Genomic DNA, 20,770 nt, shown 5'->3' on the forward strand with positions numbered 1-20,770 from the left:
CTGATCTGACGCCGTCCACAGGCACGAAGAAGCGCATCGGTTCCTCGGAACCGATGCGCTTCTTCTGTTGCTGCGAGTGTGTTGGTGCGAGTGAGCCCTAGTTGGTGGCGCTGAGCTTGCCGCGACGCACCCGGAGCTGCTGGAGCGCCTCCTCCAGGAGGGACTCCGCTTCCTCTTCGGTGCGGCGTTCCTTCACATACGCGAGGTGGGTCTTGTACGGTTCGAGCTTGACGACCGACGGCGGGTTTTCCTTGTCGCGACCGGCGGGCAGACCCGACGACGGGCAGTCGATGGTGTCGGGGATCTCTTCGTCCGGCAGGTTCGCGGCGAAGTACCGAACAGTCTCGTTACCGAGGGCGTCCCAGTAGGACACGCGGATGCGATCGGCGTGAAAACCGCGGTCCTGCTCGCCCATGGGGCCGGCTCCGACTCGCGAGCCGCGAATTGCGCTTCCACCAGATGCCATTGTGTTCCTCCGCTGTTAAAACTGTTCGGCGTGTTCGGGTTGTACTGCTGCGTCCCGGTCCCGCCGTGGGTGACCGGGTCGCGGTGTTCGTCGCGAGCGGGGTGCTGCGACCTATGCGTCAGCCGGACCGCCCTCCCGGGCGCGCCGGCTTGGCTACGGTTAAGCGCCGGTATCGAATTTGGTGATCAGGCCCAGCACGACGATGCAGGAAATCCACAGCACGGCCAAGATGATGGTAATACGGTTGAGGTTCCGTTCGGCAACGCCGGACGCGCCGAGATTCGAGGTGACGCCACCGCCGAACATGTCGGATAGACCCCCACCGCGCCCCTTGTGGAGCAAAATGAGCATGGTGAGCAGGAGGCTCGTGATACCGAGCAAAACCTGCAATACAACCTGGAGAATCTCCACGCGAAACCTTTCACAAAACGATGGGCGCTAGAGCTCCACCAAGACCACTGGCAATTATAGCCTGACGGCAAACGAAACCCGCCGCACCCCCCGCAAGGGGTACGACGGGTACTCGCTACAGTCCGACGTGCTTCTGGAAGCGGACGATGCTGGAGAACTCGGTGATGTCCAGGCTCGCGCCTCCCACCAATGCTCCGTCAACGTTCGGCTCCTTCATGAAACCGGCGATGTTGACGCCCTTGACCGAACCTCCGTAGAGGATCCGGGTCTTGTCGGCGACATCCTGGCCCAGAACCTCGGCCAGGGTCAGTCGCAGCTGGGCCGCGACCTGCTCGGCCTGGTCGGGCGTCGCCGCCTGGCCGGAGCCGATGGCCCAGACCGGCTCGTACGCCACGACGATGTCCGCTGCGTTCTCGACTCCGGCCAGCGCGGCCTTCAGCTGAGCGACCGGGACGGCGCTGGGGCCGTGCAGTTCCAGGTCCGCGGCGGTTTCGCCGACGCAGATGATCGGAACCAGGTTGTGCTTCAACGCGGCGGTCACCTTGGCGGCGACAACCTCGTCGGTCTCGTTGTGCAGGGTACGTCGCTCGGAGTGACCGATGAGGACGTACTGGCATTCGAGGGCGGCCAGGAACGCGGCCGAAATCTCACCGGTGTACGCGCCGGACTCCTGCGTGGAGACATCCTGCCCGCCGTAGGCCAGCGGCAGCTTGTCGGCCGTCACGAGCGTCTGGACGCTGCGCAGGTCGGTGAAGGGCGGGAACACGGCGACCTCGGTGGAGGTGAAGTCGTGGCCGGCGTCCTTGAGGCTCCAGGCCAGCTTCTGCACGAAGGCGATGGCCTGGAGGTGGTCCAGGTTCATCTTCCAGTTGCCTGCAATCAGGGGAACACGCGTGTTTACTGCCATCCGAGGACCTCCAGTCCTGGCAGTCGCTTACCCTCGAGGAACTCGAGGCTGGCGCCACCGCCGGTAGAAATATGACCGAACTGGTCATCATTGAAACCAAGGATGCGCACTGCGGCGGCGGAGTCTCCTCCGCCGACGACGCTGAGCCCATTGACCTCGGTGAGTGCGGCGGCAACCGTGCGGGTGCCGTCAGCGAACGGTGCCAGTTCGAACACGCCCATCGGGCCATTCCAGAACACGGTCTTGGACTCGCGGATGACGGCAGCGAATGCGGCTGCGGTGTCCGGTCCGATGTCCAGGCCCAGTCCGGCAGCGCCGAACGGGGTGTCCTCGATCTGATCGGCCGGCGTCGTGACGTACTCCGCGTCGGAACCGAACTTGGAGGCAACCACGATGTCGGTCGGCAGGACGATCTTCACGCCGAGCCGGTCGGCCTCGGCGAGGTAACCGCGTACGGTCTCGATCTGGTCGACCTCGAGCAAGCTGGCGCCGACCTTGTGGCCCTGGGCCGCGAGGAAGGTGAACAGCATGCCGCCGCCGATCAGGAGCGAGTTCACCCGCGGAAGCAGGTGTCCGATCACGCCGAGCTTGTCCGACACCTTCGAGCCGCCGAGGATCACCGTGTACGGCGCCTCGGGCTTCTCGGTGAGGCGGTCGAGCACGTCGAGCTCCGTGGCGATGAGCAGACCGGCCGCGCTCGGCAGGATCTGGGCCAGGTCGAAGACGCTGGCCTGCTTGCGGTGGACGACACCGAAGCCGTCGGAGACGAGGGCGTCGCCGAGGGTCGCGAGCTCGGTGGCGAAAGCCACCCGCTCGGCTTCGACCTTGCTGGTCTCCCCCGCGTTGAAGCGGAGGTTCTCCAGCACGACGATGTCGCCATCCGTCAGGGCCGCGACGGCGGCCTGGGCGGATTCGCCGACGGTGTCGGCGGCGAAGGCAACCGGGGAACCGATCAGTTCAGCCAGGCGTGCCGCAACCGGCGCGAGGCTGTACTTGAGGTTGACCTGGCCGTCGGGGCGCCCGAGGTGAGAAACGATCACCAGACGGGCGCCCTGTTCGACCAAGGCCTTGAGGGTGGGCAGGGACGCCCGCACGCGGCCATCGTCGGTGATCTGGCCGTCTTTCAACGGAACGTTCAGATCACACCGAACGATGACGCGCTTGCCGTGGAGCGATCCCAGCGATTCGATAGTGCGAAGCGTCACTGCGTGTCCCCTAGTTAGAGACGCTCGGCGACGAACTCGGTGAGGTCAACCATGCGGTTGGAGTAGCCCCACTCGTTGTCGTACCAGGAGGACAGCTTGACCTGGTCGCCCAGGACGCGCAGCAGGCCGGCGTCGAAGATCGAGGAGTGCGGGTCGGTGACGATGTCGCTGGAGACGATCTCATCCTCGGTGTACATCAGGATGCCCTTGAGGGGGCCCTCTGCTGCTGCCTTGTAGGCGGCCTTGATGGCCTCGACCGTGACCGGCTTCTCGGCGACGACGGTGAGGTCGGTGATGGAGCCGGTGGGCACGGGTACGCGCAGGGCGAAGCCGTCAAGCTTGCCGGCGAGCTCGGGGAGGACGATGCCCAGGGCCTTGGCGGCACCGGTCGAGGTCGGGATGATGTTGACGGCGGCGGCGCGGGCGCGACGCAGGTCGCTGTGCGGGCCATCCTGCAGGTTCTGGTCTGCGGTGTACGCGTGGATGGTGGTCATCAGGCCGCTCTTGATGCCGAAGTTGTCGTTGAAGACCTTGGCCAGCGGTGCGAGGCAGTTCGTGGTGCAGGAGGCGTTGGAGATGATGTCGAACTTCGCGGAGTCGTAGGTCTCCTCGTTGACGCCCATGACGATCGTCGCAACGTCGCCGGTGGCGGGAGCGGAGACGATGACCTTCTTGGCACCGGCGGTGATGTGCTTGCGCGCATCGTCGGCCTTGGTGAAGCGACCGGTCGACTCGATCACGATGTCGACGCCCAGGGCGCCCCAGGGGAGGTTGGCCGGGTCGCGCTCGGCGAGAACCTTGATCGGCTTGCCGTTGACGAGGATGGAGTCGCCCTCGACGGAGACGGTGGCGTCCAGACGGCCCGTGATGGAGTCGTATTTGAGGAGGTGGGCCAGCGTCTTGGTGTCGGTGAGGTCGTTGACGGCGACGATCTCGATGTCGCTGCCCTGGGCCAGTGCGGCGCGCAGGTAGTTGCGGCCAATGCGGCCAAATCCGTTAATGCCAATCTTTACAGACAAAATGACTCCTGTTATTGATGACGCGTGTGGCGCCGGGTGGTGGGAAGGAAAAAACTGAAAGTGTGTGTGGTGGCGCTAGGAGAGCAGCAGAAGACCGTTGGTCTTCTCCCTGGCGGCGACGAAGCGCGCCTGGACGTTCTCCCAGTCGACGATGTTCCAGAACGCCTTGACATAGTCGGCGCGCACGTTCTGATAGTCGAGGTAGTACGCGTGCTCCCAAACATCGAGCATCAGGACCGGGACGGTGCCGGCCGCGAAGTTGGCCTGCTGGTCGAAGAACTGCTGGATGATCAGGCGCTGTCCGATCGAATCCCAGGCGAGGACCGACCATCCGGACCCCTGTACGCCCATCGCTGTCGCAGCGAAGTGGGCCTGGAACTTGTCGAAGGACCCGAAGAAGTCGTCGATCGCGCTGGCGAGTTCACCTACGGGCTTGTCGCCGCCGTTCGGCGACATGTTGGTCCAGAAGATTGAGTGGTTGACGTGACCGCCGAGGTTGAACGCGAGGTCTTTTTCGAGCTTGTTGACGTAGCCGAGACTGCCTGAGTCGCGAGCCTCCGCCAGCTGGGCGATGGCGGTGTTGGCGCCGGTCACGTAGGCCTGGTGGTGCTTGCTGTGGTGGAGTTCCATGATGGTGCCGCTGATACTCGGCGCGAGCGCAGAGTAGTCGTAAGCCAGTTCAGGCAGGGTGTATTCGGCCATAGCTCGTATCTCCTCATTGTGTGGCAGCGGCGGGATTTCTCTCGTCATCTGCACTGTAAGTGACCTTTTTAGTCTACTCAGGTGAATAGGGGACGTTAGTCCCCTCTTCCCCCCTGTGGGGGCCGCCCGCGCAGGGCCGGACGAGCCGCCGGCGGGGTCTCAGACGTCGTCGAGATCAGCCGGCAGGTTCGCGTCGGTGCCGGGGATCCCCAGGTCGACGGCCTTCTTGTCGGCCATGGCCAGGAGGCGGCGAATCCGCCCGGCGACGGCGTCCTTGGTCATGGGCGGATCGGCGTGATGGCCGAGCTCGTCGAGGCTGGAGTCCCGGAAGGACAGGCGCAGCTCCCCCGCGTAGCGGAGGTGTTCGGGGATGTCGTCGCCGAGGATCTCCATCGCCCGGTCGACGCGCGCGCAGGCTGCGACGGCGGCCTGAGCGGAGCGGCGCAGGTTCGCGTCGTCGAAGTTGACCAGCCGGTTGGCGGTTGCCCTGACCTCGCGGCGTTGGCGCAGCGCCTCCCAGTTGAGCACGGTCTCCGCGGCACCCATCTGCACCAGCATCTGGCCGATGGCGTCGCCGTCACGGATGACAACCCGGTGGACGCCGCGTACCTCGCGGGCTTTCGCCACGATGCCCAGCCGGCCGGCGGCACCGACGATGGCCATGGCGGCTTCGTTCCCGGGGCAGACGACTTCGAGGGCCGCGGAGCGACCCGGGTCGGTCAGCGAGCCGGCGGCGAGGAACGCACCTCGCCAGACGGCGGCGATCTCTTCCTTGGACCCGGTGGTCAGGCGGTTGGGCAGGCCGCGGATGGGACGCCGCCTGGCGTCGAGCAGGCCCGTCTGCCTGGCCAGCGTTTCGCCGCCATCGAGAACCCGCACGAGGTAGTGGTTGGTGCGGCGGAGCCCGGAGGCCGTGATCACGGACACGTCGCTGCGGACGCCGTACAGTTCGGCGAGGTCCTTGCGCACCCGGCGGGCCAGCAGGGGGGTATCGAGTTCCGACTCGATGGCGATCCGTCCGGAGATCATGTGCAGACCGCCGGAGAACCGCAGGATCGTCGCCAGTTCGGCCGCGCGAACCGTGGTCTTCGAAACCTCGACGCGGGCTAGTTCATCTTTGACGTCGATGGTGAGTGCCAATCGTCATTCCATTCTGTTGTTCGAGGCCGGCCGTCACGGTGGACGGCAGGTCCTGTTGTTATTCTCGTCCGAGGTCGCGGTGCTTGAGGCTCACTGCGACGCCGGGAAATTCTTGGAGCAGGCCGGCCAGTTCCCTGGCCATCGCTACCGAACGGTGCTTGCCGCCGGTGCAGCCGATGGCAATGGTGGCATGACGCTTGTTCTCGCGCTGGTACCCGGCGAGCACCGGACCGACGGCGGCGGCGTAGGCGTTGATGAACTCCCGTGCCCCCTCCTGGCCCAGAACATACTCGCTGACCTCGGGGTCAAGACCGGTATGCGGCCGGAGCTCGGGAACCCAGAACGGGTTGGGCAGGAACCGGGCGTCGGCGACCATGTCGACGTCGGTGGGAAGTCCGTACTTGAACCCGAAGCTCATCACGGTCAGGTGCAGCCCGGCCGCGTTCTCCGCGGCGAACCGTTCGGTGATCGTGGTGGCGAGCTGGTGGATGTTGAGGTCTGACGTGTCGATGACGATGTCGCAGGATTCCCGCACCACCGCCAACCGGGTGCGTTCGGCGGAGATACCGTCGAGGATCGTGCCCTCGCCCTGCAGCGGGTGCGGGCGCCTGACGGCTTCGAAACGGCGCACGAGCACGTCGTCACGCGCTTCGAGGAAGATCACGCGAACCTGGGTGCCACTGCGCAAGGCCTGGACGAGTTCCTGGAAGTCGCCGAAGAAGTCCCGGCCGCGGATGTCGACGACGGCCGCGATCTTGGGCAGGCTGGTGCCGGCCCGTCCCACGAGTTCGACCAGAGGGCGGAGCATCTGCGGCGGCAGGTTGTCCACGACGTACCAGCCGAGGTCTTCCAGGGCATTCGCCACGGTGGACCGTCCGGCGCCGGACATGCCCGTAACGATGAGCATCTCCTGCTTCTCGGTCTCGGTACTCATGCTGGATTGCGCCTTCGGTCGAAGTTGGTGAATGTCCAGCCTACCGACCGGGGCGCGGGTTCAGGCGCGCAGGTGCCGGTGGATGCCCTCGGCGAGGGCAGGTCCGATGCCGCGGATCTCGGCGATCGAGTCGACGGAGGCCTCCCTGAGCCGGGCGACGGACCCGAAGTGGGTCAGCAGCACCTTGATGCGGGACGGGCCCAAACCCGGTATCTCACCCAGGACCGTGTTGATGTCCCGTTTGCGCCGGGCACGCTGGTGCGTGATGGCGAATCGGTGCGCTTCGTCGCGGATGCGCTGGATCAGGAACAGAGCGTCGCTGTTGCGGGGAAGGATCACCGGGTAGTCCGAATCGGGCAGCCAGATCTCCTCCAGGCGTTTGGCGATACCGCAGAGAGTGATCCCCTCGACGCCGGACTCACGCAGCGCCCTGGCGGCGGCGGCGACCTGGGGTTGGCCGCCGTCCACGATGAGCAGGTTCGGTTGGTAGCGGAACTTCTTCCGCTTCGCGCTGACTTCGGCAGAATCGGCGATATCGATGGTGCCGGCCGGGGCGTCGGGGACCGACTCCACGGTGACCATGAGGTCGGCTGGCTTCGGGTCAACCGGATCGGCTGGTTGGTCGACCGCGATCACGCCGCCTGTGGGCAGCGCCTCCGGAGTGGCGTCATCCGGTGCGAGGTACGCCAGCCGCCTGGTGAGCACCCGGTACAGGGAGTCGGTGTCGTCGGTGGACTCCGGCACACCGAAGCGGCGGTACTCGTCTTTCCGGGGCAGCCCGTCTTCGAAGACCACCATCGACGCGACGATGTTGGTTCCGCCGAGGTGGGACACGTCGTAACACTCCATCCGGAGCGGCGCGGAGTCCATGCCCAGCGCCTCCTGGAGGTCCTCCAGCGCTTTCGACCTGGCCACGAAGTCGGAGCTGCGCCGGGTCTTGTACAGCATCAGCGCCTGCTTGGCGTTCTGCGTGGCCGTGACCAGCAGCGCAGCCTTCTCCCCGCGCTGGGCGGCGACGAGCCGCACCTTGCGATGTGCGATCTCCCCAAGCCAGCCCTCGAGGGCATCGGCGTCGTCCGGGAGCTCGGGCAAAACGATCTCCCGGGGCGGCACGGCGTCGCCGGTGTACGCGGTCTGCATGATCGAGTCGATCAATTCGCTGATGCTCAGGTCGAGTTCCTTGTCGACGACCCAGCCGCGCACACCGCGGATACGGCCGCCGCGCACGATGAACAGCTGAACGGCCGCGGCGAGCTCGTCCTGTTCGATCGCGAACAGGTCGATGTCCACGTTGTCCCGCAGCACCACCGCGCTCTTCTCCAGCACGGCGTTGAGCGCCTTCACTTGGTCGCGGCGCCTGGCGGCGGTCTCGTAGTCTTGGGCGAGCGCAGCCTCCTTCATCTGGGCGGTGAGGCTGTTGATGAGCTTGCGGTCCTGACTGCCCATGAAGCTCACGAACTCGTTGACGGTCTTGCGGTGCTCCTCGATGCCGACCTTGCCCGAGCACGGTCCGAAGCACCGGCCGATCTGGCCGGCGAAGCAGGGTTTACCTGATTGCATGGCGCGCTTGTAGTTGGCGTTGTTGCACGTGCGGATCGGGAAGGCCTTGAGCATCAGGTCGATGGTCTCGTGCACCGCCCAGACCTTGGGGTACGGGCCGAAGTAGCGGGCGCCCTTGATGCCGGTGGTGCGGGTCACCAGGGCCCGGGGTGCCTCATCCGCCAGGGTCACGGCGAGGTACGGGTAGGACTTGTCGTCCTTGAACTGCACATTGAACGGCGGGTCGAACTCGTTGATCCAGGTCCACTCCAGCTGCAGCGCCTCGACCTCGGTGCCGACCGTCGTCCATTCGACGCTGGTCGCCGTCGTCACCATCCGCCGGGTGCGCTCGTGCAGGCTGCTCAGCGGGGCGAAGTAATTGCTCAGCCGGGCGCGGAGGTTCTTGGCCTTGCCCACGTAGAGCACCCGGCGGGAGGCGTCACGAAACCTGTACACACCCGGTTCGGTGGGGATCTCCCCCGGCTTGGGGCGATAGCTCAACGCATCAGACATGTTCTTCCTCGGCCTACCGCGCGGCGAGGACCTCCTTCAGGAACGTACCGGTGTGACTCTTCTTCACGGATGCGACGTGCTCCGGCGTGCCGGTGGCGAGTACCTTGCCGCCGCCTGAGCCGCCCTCGGGCCCCAGATCGATGACCCAGTCGGCGGACTTGATCACGTCGAGGTTGTGCTCGATCACGATGACAGTGTTGCCCTTGTCGACGAGGCTGTTGAGCACCAGCAGGAGCTTGCGCACGTCTTCGAAGTGCAGGCCGGTGGTCGGCTCGTCGAGCACGTAGACGCTCCGGCCGTTGGAGCGGCGCTGCAGTTCGGTGGCCAATTTCACCCGCTGGGCTTCTCCGCCGGAGAGCGTCGTGGCGCTCTGGCCCAGGCGCACGTAGCCGAGTCCCACCTCGACGAGGGTCTTCAGGAACCGGTGGATGGACGAGATGGGTTCGAAGAACTCGGCGGCCTCGCTGATCGGCATGTCGAGCACCTCGGCGATGTTCTTGCCCTTGTAGTGCACGGTGAGGGTGTCGCGGTTGTACCGCGCTCCCCCGCAGACCTCGCAGGCCACGTACACGTCGGGCAGGAAGTTCATCTCGATCTTGATGGTGCCGTCGCCGGAGCAGGCTTCGCAGCGGCCGCCCTTGACGTTGAAGCTGAACCGGCCGGGCAGGTAGCCACGTGCCTTCGCCTCCATGGTCTCGGCGAACAGGGTGCGGATCTTGTCGAACACCCCGGTGTAGGTGGCCGGGTTCGAGCGCGGCGTGCGGCCGATCGGCGCCTGGTCGACGTGGATGACCTTGTCGAGCTGGTCGAGGCCGGTGACCTTGGTGTGCCGGCCTGGCAGCTTCCGGGCGCCGTTGAGCCGGTTGGCCAGGACCCGGTAGAGCACGTCGTTGACCAGGGAGGACTTGCCGGATCCGCTCACACCCGTGACGGCGGTGAACACGCCGAGCGGGAACTTGACGGTGACCTTCTTGAGGTTGTTCGCCTCGGCGCCGACAACGGTGATCTCCCGTTCGGGGTCGAGCGCCCGCCGTGTCGTCGGCGTGGCGATCGACTTGCGGCCCGAGAGGTAGTCGCTGGTGAGCGAGTCGGTGTTGGTGAGCAGGTCGGCGTAGGAGCCCGAGTGCACGACGTGGCCGCCGTTGACGCCGGCGCCGGGTCCGATGTCGACCACCCAGTCCGCGGTCTTGATGGTGTCCTCGTCGTGTTCGACGACGATGAGGGTGTTGCCCAGGTCGCGGAGGGCAACGAGGGTCTGGATGAGGCGCCGGTTGTCGCGCTGGTGCAGGCCGATGCTGGGCTCGTCGAGCACGTAGAGCACCCCGGTGAGCCCCGAGCCGATCTGGGTGGCCAGGCGGATGCGCTGGGCCTCGCCGCCGGACAGGGTGCCGGCCGCGCGGGCCAGGCTGAGGTAGTTCAGGCCGACCTGGAGCAGGAAGTCCAGGCGCACCTTGATCTCGCGCAGCACCTGGGCGGCGATGGTCTTCTCACGCTCGGTCAGGTCGAGCTTGTCCATGAACTGGCGGGCATCCGTGAGGCTCAGCCGGCAGATGTCGGCGATGCTCTTCTCGTGCACCAGAACGGCGAGCACCTCGGGCTTGAGCCTGGTGCCGTCGCAGACGGGGCAGTCCACCTCGCGCAGGTATTCTCCCCAGCGCTGCCGCTGGGAATCCGTCTCGGCCTGCAGGAACTGGCGCTCGATGTAGGGCACCACTCCCTCGAAGCCGGAGGTGTAGCTCATCTCCCGGCCGTAGCGGTTCTTCCACTTGACCTTGACCTCGAAGTTGTCGCCCCGCATGACCGCGGTGCGCACCTCTTCGCTGAGTTTCTTCCACGGCGTGGTGAGCTTGAACTTGAGGTCGCGGGCGAGGCCGTCCAGCAGCTTCTCGTAGTACTGGAAGAGGCCCTTGCCCTGGGTGGTCCAGGGCAGCACGACGCCCTCGGCGATACTGAGGTCGGGATCGCCGAGCAGCAGGTCCTCGTCGACCGACATGCGCGTGCCGAGGCCGGAGCACTCGGGGCAGGCGCCGAACGGCGCGTTGAAGGAGAACGTGCGCGGTTCGATCTCGGTCAGCTGCACGGGGTGGTTGTTCGGGCAGGAGAGCTTCTCGGAGTAGCTCTGCCAGGCGTCGTCACCGGTGAGGTCGACGTAGTTGACCTGGACGAGGCCGTCGGTGAGCTTGAGCGCCGTCTCCAGGGAGTCGGTGAGGCGGCTGAGCAGATCCGGACCGGCGACCAGACGGTCGACGACGACGGAGATGTCGTGCTTGACCTGCTTCTTCAGGATCGGCGGTTCGTTCAGCTGGATCTGGGTGCCGTCGACCATGGCGCGGGAGTAGCCGGATGCGGCGAGTTCCTTGAACAGGTCGACGAACTCGCCCTTCTTCTGCGAGACGATCGGGCTGAGGATCTGGTACCGGACTCCGGTCTCCATTTCCATCAGCTGGTCGGCGATCTGCTGCACGGTCTGCGACTGGATGATCTCGCCGCAGATCGCGCAGTGCGGCACGCCGATGCGGGCCCAGAGCAGGCGCATGTAGTCGTAGATCTCGGTGATGGTGCCCACCGTCGACCGCGGGTTGCGGTTGGTGGACTTCTGGTCGATCGACACTGCGGGGCTCAAACCCTCGATGAAGTCGACGTCGGGACGGTCGACCTGGCCGAGGAACTGGCGGGCGTATGCCGACAGGGACTCGACGTAGCGCCGCTGGCCCTCGGCGAAGATGGTATCGAAGGCGAGCGATGACTTGCCCGACCCGGATAGACCAGTGAACACCACGAGCGAATCGCGCGGGATGTCCAGGTTGACGTTGTGCAGGTTATGCACGCGAGCACCACGGACGCTGAGTTGAGAGCCGTGCTCTACCTCTGAAATTGACACCATTCGAGTCTATGCAGTGCCACCGACACTCCAGTGCCACGGGTGGCCTCTGGCGGGCGCCGACAGCGAACGCGGGGCCGCAGCCAGGTCGGCGGCGGCCCCGTGGGTACGCCTAGGCCAGGTGGCCGGCTTTCTCCATCTGGCGTAACTCCCGTTTGAGTTCGGACACCTCGTCGCGCAGTCGGCCGGCCAGCTCGAATTTGAGTTCGCCGGCGGCTTCGAGCATCTGCGCGTTGAGGTCGGCGATGATCGATTCGAGGTCGTTTGCGCCGTTGGCGGCCAGGCCCTTCCGGATCGACGGGGTGGGGCTGCGCCGACGGGCGTCCCGGCCGGCGAGCAGCTCGGCGGTGTCGGCCTCCTCGCGGGCGAGGACATCGGTGATGTCGGCGATGCGTTTCCGCAGCGGGGTGGGATCGATGCCGTGCAGGGTGTTGTACTCCACCTGCTTCTCCCGCCGCCGGTCGGTCTCGTCGATGGCCCTGGCCATCGAGTCGGTGATCCGGTCGGCGTACATGTGCACCTCACCGGACACGTTGCGGGCGGCACGGCCGATGGTCTGGATCAGGGACGTCGACGACCGCAGGAAGCCCTCCTTGTCGGCGTCGAGGATGGCGACCAGGGACACCTCGGGCAGGTCAAGGCCCTCCCGGAGCAGGTTGATGCCCACCAGTACGTCGTACAGTCCCTGCCGGAGTTCGGTGAGCAGTTCGACGCGGCGCAGGGTGTCGACGTCCGAGTGCAGGTAGCGCACCCGGACACCCGCCTCGGTGAGGAAGTCGGTGAGTTCCTCGGCCATCTTCTTCGTCAGGGTGGTGACCAGCACCCGTTCGTTCAGTTCGACCCGCAGCCGGATCTGCTCGAGGAGGTCGTCGATCTGGCCCGCGGAGGGCTTCACGACGATCTGCGGGTCGACCAGGCCGGTGGGGCGGATGATCTGTTCGACGACGCCGTCGGCGATGCCCATTTCGTACTTGCCCGGCGTGGCCGACAGATACACCGTCTGGCCGACGCGGCCCTTGAACTCGTTCCACTTGAGCGGGCGGTTGTCCAACGCGCTGGGCAGCCGGAAACCGTGCTCGACGAGGGTGCGCTTCCGCGAGGAGTCCCCCTCGTACATGGCGCCGATCTGCGGAACCGTCACGTGGGACTCGTCGATGACCACGAGGAAGTCGTCGGGGAAGTAGTCCAGCAGACAGTGTCCGGGCTCGCCGGCGCTTCGTCCGTCGATGTGCCTGGAGTAGTTCTCGATGCCGGAGCAGAAGCCGATCTGCTCCATCATCTCCAGGTCGAAGGTGGTGCGCATCCGCAGGCGCTGTGCTTCGAGGAGCTTGCCCTCGCGTTCGAGCTGGCCGAGCCGCTCGGCCAATTCCTCCTGGATGGTCACCATGGCCCGCTGCATCACGTCGGTCGAGGCCACGTAGTGGGAGCCGGGGAAGACCGAGACGGCGTCGAGCTTGCGCACGACGTCGCCGGTGAGCGGATGCAGGCTGTAGAGCGCCTCGATCTCGTCGCCGAACATTTCGATGCGGATGGCGAGCTCTTCGTACATCGGGATGATCTCGATGGTGTCGCCGCGCACCCTGAAGTGGCCGCGGGAGAAGTCGACGTCGTTGCGCTGGTACTGCATGGCCACGAACCGGCGGATCAGCCAGTCTCTGTCCACCTTCTGCCCCACCTGCAGCGCGACCATGGCCTCCAGGTAGCCTTCCGGGGTGCCCAGACCGTAGATGCAGGAGACCGTGGAGACGACGATGACGTCGCGCCGGCTGAGCAGGGAGTTGGTGGTGGAGTGCCGCAGCCGTTCAACCTCCTCGTTGATCGACGAGTCCTTCTCGATGAAGGTGTCGGTCTGGGGTACGTACGCCTCCGGCTGGTAGTAGTCGTAGTAGGAGACGAAGTACTCGACGGCGTTGTTGGGCATCAGTTCGCGGAACTCGTTCACGAGTTGAGCGGCCAGGGTCTTGTTGTGTGCGAGCACCAGGGTGGGCCGTTGCACCTGTTCGATCAGCCACGCGGTCGTGGCGGACTTGCCGGTGCCGGTGGCTCCGAGCAGAACGATGTCGGTTTCACCGGCGTTGATGCGACCGGCCAGCTCGGCGATCGCACCGGGCTGGTCGCCGCTGGGCGTGTACTCGCTCACGACCTCGAAGGGGTGAACGGCGCGGGTGGGTTCCATTACTCCAGTCTAAGGAGCGCCACCGACACCGGCGTCGGAGTGCGCGAAGCTGTGGTGCGAGCTGACACTCTGATCCCACAGCAGGTCCACTTGGGCGATGGTCTCCTCCAGGGACCCCATCGCGTCGATGACGACGTCGGCGACGGCGAGACGATCCGCGTCCGCGGCCTGGGAGCTGATCCGCTTGCGCGCATCAGCCTCCACCATCCCGCGCAGCTCCACCATCCGGCGCACCCGGGTTTCGGCATCGGCGTGGACGACCACGATGAGGTCGAACGGGTGGCCCACGGATGCTTCGACGAGCAGGGGGACGTCGTAGACGATGACGACGTGCGGGTTGTCGAGTTGGGCCGCGGCGATGGCCTGGGCGGAGAGGGCCCGGACCGCGGGGTGCACCACGTTGTTGAGCACACTGAGCGCTGTCGCGTCTCCGAATACGATCGACCCCAGCTGCGCGCGGTTGAGGCTGCCGTCCGCTGCGATGACCTCAGGACCGAAGATCTCGGCGATGTGCGCCAGCGCCTCCGTGCCGGGGGCGACGGCGGCTCGCGCAAGTTGGTCGGCATCGATCACCACGGCTCCGTGCTCCGCGAAGCGCTTGGCCACGGTGCTTTTCCCCGATGCGATCCCGCCGGTCAACCCAATCAAGTACACGTCTCCATGCTAACGGGTGGGGCTTGGGGTGCGGTGAGAACACCGTTTCATCTGCGGATCTGCTGGTTGCGCAGGTTAACGACACCAGGCCGAACCCCGAAGGGTCCGGCCTGGTGTTGCCCGTGCCGAAGCGGGGCGGGTGTAGCTAGTTGTTGCTGCTGAGCTTCTCGCGCAGGGCGGCAAGCGCCTCGTCGTCAGCGAGGGTACCGGCTCCGGCAGCCTCACTGGTGAACGAGTTGCCAGCGGCGGACGCGACGTCGCCGGGGGCGATGATCTCGTCGTTCGCGGATGCGACCTGCTTCTTGTGAGCTTCCCAACGAGCCTGGGCTGCAGCGTAGTCCTGCTCCCACTTCTCGCGCTGGGTCTCGAAGCCTTCGCGCCACTCGTTGGTCTCCGGGTCGAAGCCCTCGGGGTACTTGTAGTTGCCCTGGTCGTCGTACTCGGTGAGCATTCCGTAGAGTGCCGGGTCGAACTCGGTGCCCTCGGGGTCGACACCGTCGTTGGCCTGCTTGAGGCTCAGCGAGATGCGGCGACGCTCGAGGTCGATGTCGATGACCTTGACGAACACCTCGTCGCCGACCGAGACAACCTGCTCGGCGAGCTCAACGTGCTTGCCGGACAGCTCGGAGATGTGCACCAGGCCCTCGATGCCCTCTGCCACGCGAACGAACGCGCCGAAGGGGACGAGCTTGGTGACCTTACCCGGTGCAACCTGGCCGATGGCGTGGGTGCGGGCGAATACCTGCCACGGGTCTTCCTGCGTTGCCTTGAGCGACAGGGAAACGCGCTCGCGGTCCAGGTCGACCTCGAGGATCTCGACGGTGACTTCCTGACCGACCTCGACGACCTCGCTGGCGTGCTCGATGTGCTTCCAGCTGAGCTCGGAGACGTGAACCAGACCGTCAACGCCACCCAGGTCGACGAACGCACCGAAGTTGACGATCGACGAGACGACGCCCTTGCGGACCTGTCCCTTCTGGAGGTTGTTGAGGAAGGTGGTGCGGCTCTCAGACTGGGTCTGCTCGAGCAGCGCACGACGCGACAGAACAACGTTGTTGCGGTTCTTGTCGAGTTCGAGGATCTTGGCCTCGATCTCCTGGCCCAGGTACGGGGTCAGGTCGCGAACGCGGCGGAGCTCGATGAGCGATGCCGGCAGGAAGCCGCGCAGGCCGATGTCGACGATGAGCCCGCCCTTGACGACCTCGATGACCGAACCGGTGACAACACCATCGGATTCCTTGATCTTCTCAACGTCGCCCCATGCACGCTCGTACTGAGCGCGCTTCTTGGACAGGATGAGACGGCCTTCTTTGTCTTCCTTCTGAAGAACGAGGGCCTCGACCAGGTCGCCGACCTTGACAACCTCGGAAGGGTCAACGTCGTGCTTGATGGAGAGTTCGCGGGAGGGGATGACACCCTCGGTCTTGTAGCCGACGTCGAGGAGAACCTCGTCGCGGTCGATCTTCACAACGGTGCCCTCGATGAGGTCTCCGTCGTTGAAGAATTTCAGAGTCTTTTCGACCGCGGCAAGGAAGTCTTCAGCAGATCCGATGTCGTTGATGGCGACCTGCTTGGGTGCCCGTTCGGTCGTTGCGATTGTCATGTAGTAGTTGCTCCAGGATGGACATATTCGGGCCAGAAGGGAGGGACGTGCGATTCTTGGTGATTTCCGCGACTGGCAGCGGCTAATTCGTCACAGGCGTGACAGTAAAGCTTAGCTGTTTCCGGGTGCCCCGGGCAACCCGTCTGACTGCGCGTATCGCGGCCGTTTGGGCAGACGGTCGGGTCAGCCCTGCAGCGCCGTTCGGAGGGTGTCGAGGCCGACCCCGCCGAGGTCGAGGGCCCGGCGGTGGAACTCCTTGATGTTGAACGCCGCACCCTCTGAGGCCTTGGCCTCGTCGCGCAGCTGCTCCCAGATGCGCTGGCCGACCTTGTAGGACGGCGCCTGGCCGGGCCAGCCGAGGTAGCGGTTGACCTCGAATTTGACGAAGCCCTCGTTCATGTTCACGTTCTTGGCCAGGAAGTCGAAGGCGTAGTCGGCAGTCCATGTCTGTGATCCGTCCGGCACCTTCTTGCCCAGGTGCACACCGATGTCCAGCACCACCCTGGCCGCGCGCATCCGCTGACCGTCGAGCATGCCGAGCCGGTCGGCCGGGTCGTCCAGGTAGCCGAGCTGCTCCATCAGCCGTTCGGCGTACAGCGCCCAGCCCTCGGCATGGCCGGAGGTGCCGGCCAGCTGCCGGCGCCAGGTGTTCAGCTTGGCCCGGTTGTACACCGCCTGGCCCACCTGCAGGTGGTGCCCGGGCACACCCTCGTGGTAGACGGTCGTGAGTTCTCGCCAGGTGTCGAACTCGGTCACGCCGACGGGAACCGACCACCACATCCGGCCCGGCCGGGAGAAGTCGTCGGTGGGGCCGGTGTAGTAGATACCGCCCTCCTGAGTGGGCGCGATCATGCACTCGAGGCGGCGGATCTCGTCGGGGATGTCGAACTGGGTCTCCCCCAGCTCGGCGACGGCCCGGTCGCTGGTCTCCTGCATCCACCGCTGCAGCGCGTCGGTGCCGTGCAGCTTGCGGGCGGGGTCGGTGTCGAGGAATTCGATGGCCTCGAGCACGGTGGCACCGGGTTTGATCTGCCTGGCCACGGCCTCCTGCTCGTCCACCATGCGCGCGAGTTCCTGGATGCCCCACTCGTAGGTCTCGTCGAGGTCGATGCTCGCACCGAGGAAGCGGCGGGAACTGAGCGCATAGAGTTCCCGGCCGATGGCGTCCTGCTCCGTGGCGCGCGGAGCGAGGTCGTCGGCGAGGAAACCCGCCAGTGTGGCGTATGCGGCGGTGGCCTTGCGGGCGCCGGCGGAGAGGTCGTTGGCCAGGGAGGCCGGCAGCGAACCGTTTTCCAGTGCCGCCTCGGCGACGAACTGGTTGAAGAAGCCGTCGTTCGCCGCATTGCGCCTGGCCTGGCCGAGCACCTCGATGACCTGGCGGCGGGCGGGCGTGACGCCCTGGTCGATGCCGAGCCGCAGGGTCTCGATGTAGCCGGTCACGGCGTCGGGCACGGCCTGCAGCCGGGCGGAGATGTTGGTCCAGTCGGCGACGGTGCCGGTGGGCATCAGGTCGAAGACCTCACGGATGGCCTGGGCCGGCGACGCGATCACGTTCAGGTCACGCAGCTGCAGCTGCGCCGCCGAGCTCTGGAGGTCGAGGGCGAGGGTGCTGCGGAGGTCCGTGACGGTGACCTCGTCGATCGCATCGACGGGGGCGGTGGCGTCCAGGGCGCCGATGGCGGCCGTGGTCGCCTGGATGTACCGGGCGTGGCCGTCCGGTGAGTAGTCGGCGAACCCGGAGCCGTCCCGTGAACGGCCGATGTAGGTGCCGACAGTCGGGTCAAGTTCAACGAGGGTGTCGACCCACTGTTCGGCGATCTGGTCGACGGGAGTGGGCGTCCGCTGTTCGTTCAGAGTCATGCACCGAGCCTAGGACATGCCCCCGATCAGTGGGCGGCGTCGTCCCAGTTGGCGCCGCGGCCGACCTGCACGTCCAGCGGCACGAGCAGCTCGGCGGCCGACTCCATGCGGGAGGTGACCACGGTCTTCAACGCGTCCCATTCGCCAGGTGCCACGTCGAAGATCAGTTCGTCGTGCACCTGCAGCAGCATCCGGCTGGCCAGGTCCTGCTCGCGCAGGTCGACGGCGATGTTGTTCATCGCGATCTTCATCAGGTCGGCGGCCGAGCCCTGGATGGGCGCGTTCAGCGCGGCTCGTTCGGCGTTGTCGCGCAGCACCCGGTTGGGGCTGTTCAGCTCGGGGAACGGCCGGCGGCGCCCGAAGATCGTGGTGGTGTAGCCGTCCATCTTGGCCTGCTCGACCACACGGCGCAGGTAGTCCCGCACGGCGCCGAACCTGGCGAAGTAGTCGGTGATCAGTTGCTTGGCCTCGCGGGACTCGATCCGGAGCTGGCGGGACAGGCCGAAGGCGCTCAGCCCGTAGGCAAGCCCGTACGACATGGCCTTGACCTTGTTGCGCATCTCGCCGGTGACGTCTTCGGGGGCGACACCGAACACCCGGGCGCCGACGAAGCGGTGCAGGTCCTCCCCCGCGTTGAACGCCTCGATCAGGCCGGCGTCCTCGGACAGGTGCGCCATGATGCGCATTTCGATCTGGGAGTAGTCCGCGGTCAGCAGGCATTCAGCGTCGGCGCCGGCGTGGAAGGCGGCCCGGATGCGGCGGCCTTCCCCGGTGCGCACCGGGATGTTCTGCAGGTTGGGATCGTTGGAGGAGATCCGGCCGGTCGCCGTGCCGATCTGCACGTAGGTGGTGTGGATGCGGCCGGTGTCGTCGATGGCCTTGTCCAGGGTCTCCACGATCTGGCGGAGTTTGGTGGCGTCCCGGTGCTTGAGCAGCAGGTCGAGGAACGGGTGCGGGTTGCTGGCCTGCAGGTCGGCCAGGGCGCCGGCATCCGTGGTGAACCCGGTCTTGTTCGCGCGGGTGCGCGGCATGCCGAGTTGGTCGAAGAGCACCTCCTGCAGTTGCTTGGGCGAACCGAGGTTCACCTCGCGGCCGATTTCGGCGTAGGCACTGGCCGCGAGCTCGGCGGCGGAGTCGCCGAGCTGGGTGGACAGGGCCGCGAGTTCGTCATGGGACACGGCGACGCCGGCGAGCTCCATGTCGGCCAGGGTCATCAGGGTGGGCATCTCGAGGTCGGACAGCACGTTCAGCGACCCGCTGTCGAGCAGGCCGACCAGGGTGGCGGCGAGGCGGACCGTGTACCAGGAATCGACGGCCACGCCGCCGGCCTGGGTCTCGTCCGGCACCAGCTGGTTCGGGTCGACGACCGGCAGGGTCTCGTCCAGGTAGCGCTTGACCAGGTCGGCGAGGGTCTTGTCGGGGCCGCCGGGCCGCAGCAGCCAGCCGGCGATGAGAGTGTCGACGGCCAGTCCGGCCAGTGACAGACCGGCCCGGGTGAGGGCCTTCACCTGCGGCTTGGCGTCGTGCATGATCTTGGGGCTGGGGCCGGCGAGCCAGTCCTCCACCGGCCGGTAGTCGGCCCGGTTCGGCTGCCAGGCGACCGTGGCGGTCTCGGTGCTGGTGGCCAGACCGAACCCGATGGGCAGGCCGCCCTGTACCTCGACGGTGACGGAGATCGGCGTGCCTGCGCGGGTCACCCGGTCCAGCCAGGTGGCCAGTTCCTCGTCGAGCAGTTCGCGTTCAACGGGTGCCTTGGCCGCGGCGGGAGCCTCGGGGGCGGGAACGGCGGCAGCCGGAATGGCGTCGACACCGTTGCCGTTCCCGGCCTCGATCTTGATCACCCGGTCGAGCAGGGTGCGGAATTCCAGTCGTCCGAACACGTCGCGCACGGCGTCCTCGTCGATGGGGCCGCGGGCCAGGTCCTCCAGTTCGACGGGGAGGTCGAGATCGGTCACGAGCCGGTTGAGCCGGCGGTTGCGGATGGCGTTCTCCTTCTGCTCGCGCAGGTTGGCGCCGACAACGCCGGTGATCTCGTCGGCGTGTTCGAGGATCGCGTCCAGGCTGCCGAACCGCTCCAGCCACTTGACCGCGGTCTTCTCGCCGACCTTGCTGATGCCGATCAGGTTGTCGCTGGTCTCCCCCACCAGCGCGGCGATGTCGGGGTACTGGGCCGGGGCGATGCCGTACTTCTCGCGCACCTTCGCGGGGTCGTACCTGGTCAATGCCGAGACGCCCTGGCTGGCCGGGTAGAGCAACGTCACCGTGTCGTTGACGAGCTGGATGGTGTCGCGGTCGCCGGACACGACGTACACGTCGTAGCCCGCCTCCGTGCCGCGCACGGACAGGGTCGCGAGGATGTCGTCGGCCTCGTAGTCGTCTTTGGTGAGGGTGGTGATGTTCATGGCTTTGAGGGCCTCCTGCAGGAGCGGCACCTGGCCCTTGAACTCGGAGGGCGTGATGGCGCGTGTGCCCTTGTACTCGGGGTAGTCCCTGGTACGGAACGAGTACCGGGAGATGTCGAAGGCCACCGCGATGTGGGTGGGCTTCTCGTTGCGCAGCAGGCTCAGCAGCATCGACAGGAAGCCGTGGATGGCATTCGTGTGCTGACCGTCCCTGGTCTGGAAGCTGTCGACGGGGAGGGCATGAAATGCCCGGTAGGCCAGCGAGTGGCCGTCGATGATCATCAGGGTAGGCTTTTTGGATTCCGACACGGACCCAGCCTACAAGCCGTATCCCGGCGTGGCTGAGCCAGGACTCAGA

The 20,770-nt window shown here is 66.2% G+C and carries 15 protein-coding genes; all 15 read right to left on the minus strand.

Annotated elements, in window-relative coordinates:
• Window positions 1-97: 97 nt before the first annotated feature.
• The 15 genes from E3T61_RS02555 to polA all read right to left on the minus strand — a co-directional run bounded on the left by E3T61_RS02555 (window position 98) and on the right by polA (window position 20,721).
• Window positions 98-466 (minus strand): RNA polymerase-binding protein RbpA, encoded by a 369-nt coding sequence (locus tag E3T61_RS02555; RefSeq protein ID WP_066595496.1) that lies wholly within the window; start codon window positions 464-466, stop codon window positions 98-100.
• Between the two features lie 159 nt (window positions 467-625).
• Window positions 626-877, minus strand: a complete 252-nt coding sequence (secG, locus tag E3T61_RS02560; RefSeq protein ID WP_066595498.1) for a preprotein translocase subunit SecG — start codon at window positions 875-877, stop codon at window positions 626-628.
• Between the two features lie 115 nt (window positions 878-992).
• Entirely contained in the window at window positions 993-1,784 is a 792-nt protein-coding gene (tpiA, locus tag E3T61_RS02565; protein ID WP_134639348.1) for a triose-phosphate isomerase, read from the minus strand.
• Window positions 1,775-2,989 carry a phosphoglycerate kinase gene (locus E3T61_RS02570; protein WP_134639349.1) on the minus strand — a complete coding sequence of 405 codons (1,215 nt, stop codon included), beginning with the start codon at window positions 2,987-2,989 and terminating at the stop codon, window positions 1,775-1,777. The genes tpiA and E3T61_RS02570 overlap by 10 nt, the downstream gene beginning before the upstream one ends.
• 14 nt (window positions 2,990-3,003) lie before the next feature.
• On the minus strand, window positions 3,004-4,008 hold the full coding sequence (gene gap / locus E3T61_RS02575) for a type I glyceraldehyde-3-phosphate dehydrogenase (RefSeq protein WP_066595509.1): 1,005 nt from the start codon (window positions 4,006-4,008) through the stop codon (window positions 3,004-3,006).
• Window positions 4,009-4,083: 75 nt separating this feature from the next.
• Complete coding sequence (locus E3T61_RS02580; protein WP_134639350.1) at window positions 4,084-4,710, minus strand: superoxide dismutase; 627 nt, start codon at window positions 4,708-4,710, stop codon at window positions 4,084-4,086.
• Between the two features lie 159 nt (window positions 4,711-4,869).
• Window positions 4,870-5,850 carry a DNA-binding protein WhiA gene (gene whiA / locus E3T61_RS02585; RefSeq protein WP_134639351.1) on the minus strand — a complete coding sequence of 327 codons (981 nt, stop codon included), beginning with the start codon at window positions 5,848-5,850 and terminating at the stop codon, window positions 4,870-4,872.
• A 58-nt stretch (window positions 5,851-5,908) separates the two neighbouring features.
• Window positions 5,909-6,784 (minus strand): RNase adapter RapZ, encoded by an 876-nt coding sequence (gene rapZ, locus E3T61_RS02590; protein ID WP_134639352.1) that lies wholly within the window; start codon window positions 6,782-6,784, stop codon window positions 5,909-5,911.
• A gap of 60 nt (window positions 6,785-6,844) precedes the next feature.
• Window positions 6,845-8,836 (minus strand): excinuclease ABC subunit UvrC, encoded by a 1,992-nt coding sequence (gene uvrC, locus E3T61_RS02595; RefSeq protein WP_134639353.1) that lies wholly within the window; start codon window positions 8,834-8,836, stop codon window positions 6,845-6,847.
• 13 nt (window positions 8,837-8,849) lie between these two features.
• Entirely contained in the window at window positions 8,850-11,720 is a 2,871-nt protein-coding gene (uvrA, locus tag E3T61_RS02600) for an excinuclease ABC subunit UvrA (RefSeq protein WP_134639354.1), read from the minus strand.
• Window positions 11,721-11,829: 109 nt separating this feature from the next.
• Window positions 11,830-13,893: an excinuclease ABC subunit UvrB gene (gene uvrB, locus E3T61_RS02605; RefSeq protein ID WP_134639355.1), complete on the minus strand. Its 2,064-nt coding sequence runs from the start codon at window positions 13,891-13,893 to the stop codon at window positions 11,830-11,832.
• A gap of 9 nt (window positions 13,894-13,902) precedes the next feature.
• On the minus strand, window positions 13,903-14,547 hold the full coding sequence (gene coaE / locus E3T61_RS02610; RefSeq protein ID WP_134639356.1) for a dephospho-CoA kinase: 645 nt from the start codon (window positions 14,545-14,547) through the stop codon (window positions 13,903-13,905).
• 145 nt (window positions 14,548-14,692) lie between these two features.
• Window positions 14,693-16,150 carry a 30S ribosomal protein S1 gene (gene rpsA, locus E3T61_RS02615; RefSeq protein WP_134454573.1) on the minus strand — a complete coding sequence of 486 codons (1,458 nt, stop codon included), beginning with the start codon at window positions 16,148-16,150 and terminating at the stop codon, window positions 14,693-14,695.
• A 183-nt stretch (window positions 16,151-16,333) separates the two neighbouring features.
• Window positions 16,334-18,010: a DUF885 domain-containing protein gene (locus E3T61_RS02620; protein WP_134639357.1), complete on the minus strand. Its 1,677-nt coding sequence runs from the start codon at window positions 18,008-18,010 to the stop codon at window positions 16,334-16,336.
• A gap of 26 nt (window positions 18,011-18,036) precedes the next feature.
• Window positions 18,037-20,721: a DNA polymerase I gene (gene polA / locus E3T61_RS02625; protein ID WP_134639358.1), complete on the minus strand. Its 2,685-nt coding sequence runs from the start codon at window positions 20,719-20,721 to the stop codon at window positions 18,037-18,039.
• Between the last annotated feature and the right edge of the window lie 49 nt (window positions 20,722-20,770).

Source organism: Cryobacterium lactosi, from assembly GCF_004403945.1.
Taxonomy (GTDB): Bacteria; Actinomycetota; Actinomycetes; order Actinomycetales; family Microbacteriaceae; genus Cryobacterium; species Cryobacterium lactosi.

Excerpts from the sequence above, each read along its gene's own strand:
- E3T61_RS02580 (WP_134639350.1), bottom strand. The coding sequence starts at position 4,710 with ATGGCCGAATACACCCTGCCTGAACTGGCTTACGACTACTCTGCGCTC.
- rpsA (WP_134454573.1), bottom strand. The coding sequence starts at position 16,150 with ATGACAATCGCAACGACCGAACGGGCACCCAAGCAGGTCGCCATCAAC.
- uvrA (WP_134639354.1), bottom strand. The coding sequence starts at position 11,720 with ATGGTGTCAATTTCAGAGGTAGAGCACGGCTCTCAACTCAGCGTCCGT.
- E3T61_RS02555 (WP_066595496.1), bottom strand. The coding sequence starts at position 466 with ATGGCATCTGGTGGAAGCGCAATTCGCGGCTCGCGAGTCGGAGCCGGC.
- uvrB (WP_134639355.1), bottom strand. The coding sequence starts at position 13,893 with ATGGAACCCACCCGCGCCGTTCACCCCTTCGAGGTCGTGAGCGAGTAC.
- uvrC (WP_134639353.1), bottom strand. The coding sequence starts at position 8,836 with ATGTCTGATGCGTTGAGCTATCGCCCCAAGCCGGGGGAGATCCCCACC.
- E3T61_RS02620 (WP_134639357.1), bottom strand. The coding sequence starts at position 18,010 with ATGACTCTGAACGAACAGCGGACGCCCACTCCCGTCGACCAGATCGCC.
- tpiA (WP_134639348.1), bottom strand. The coding sequence starts at position 1,784 with ATGGCAGTAAACACGCGTGTTCCCCTGATTGCAGGCAACTGGAAGATG.
- rapZ (WP_134639352.1), bottom strand. The coding sequence starts at position 6,784 with ATGAGTACCGAGACCGAGAAGCAGGAGATGCTCATCGTTACGGGCATG.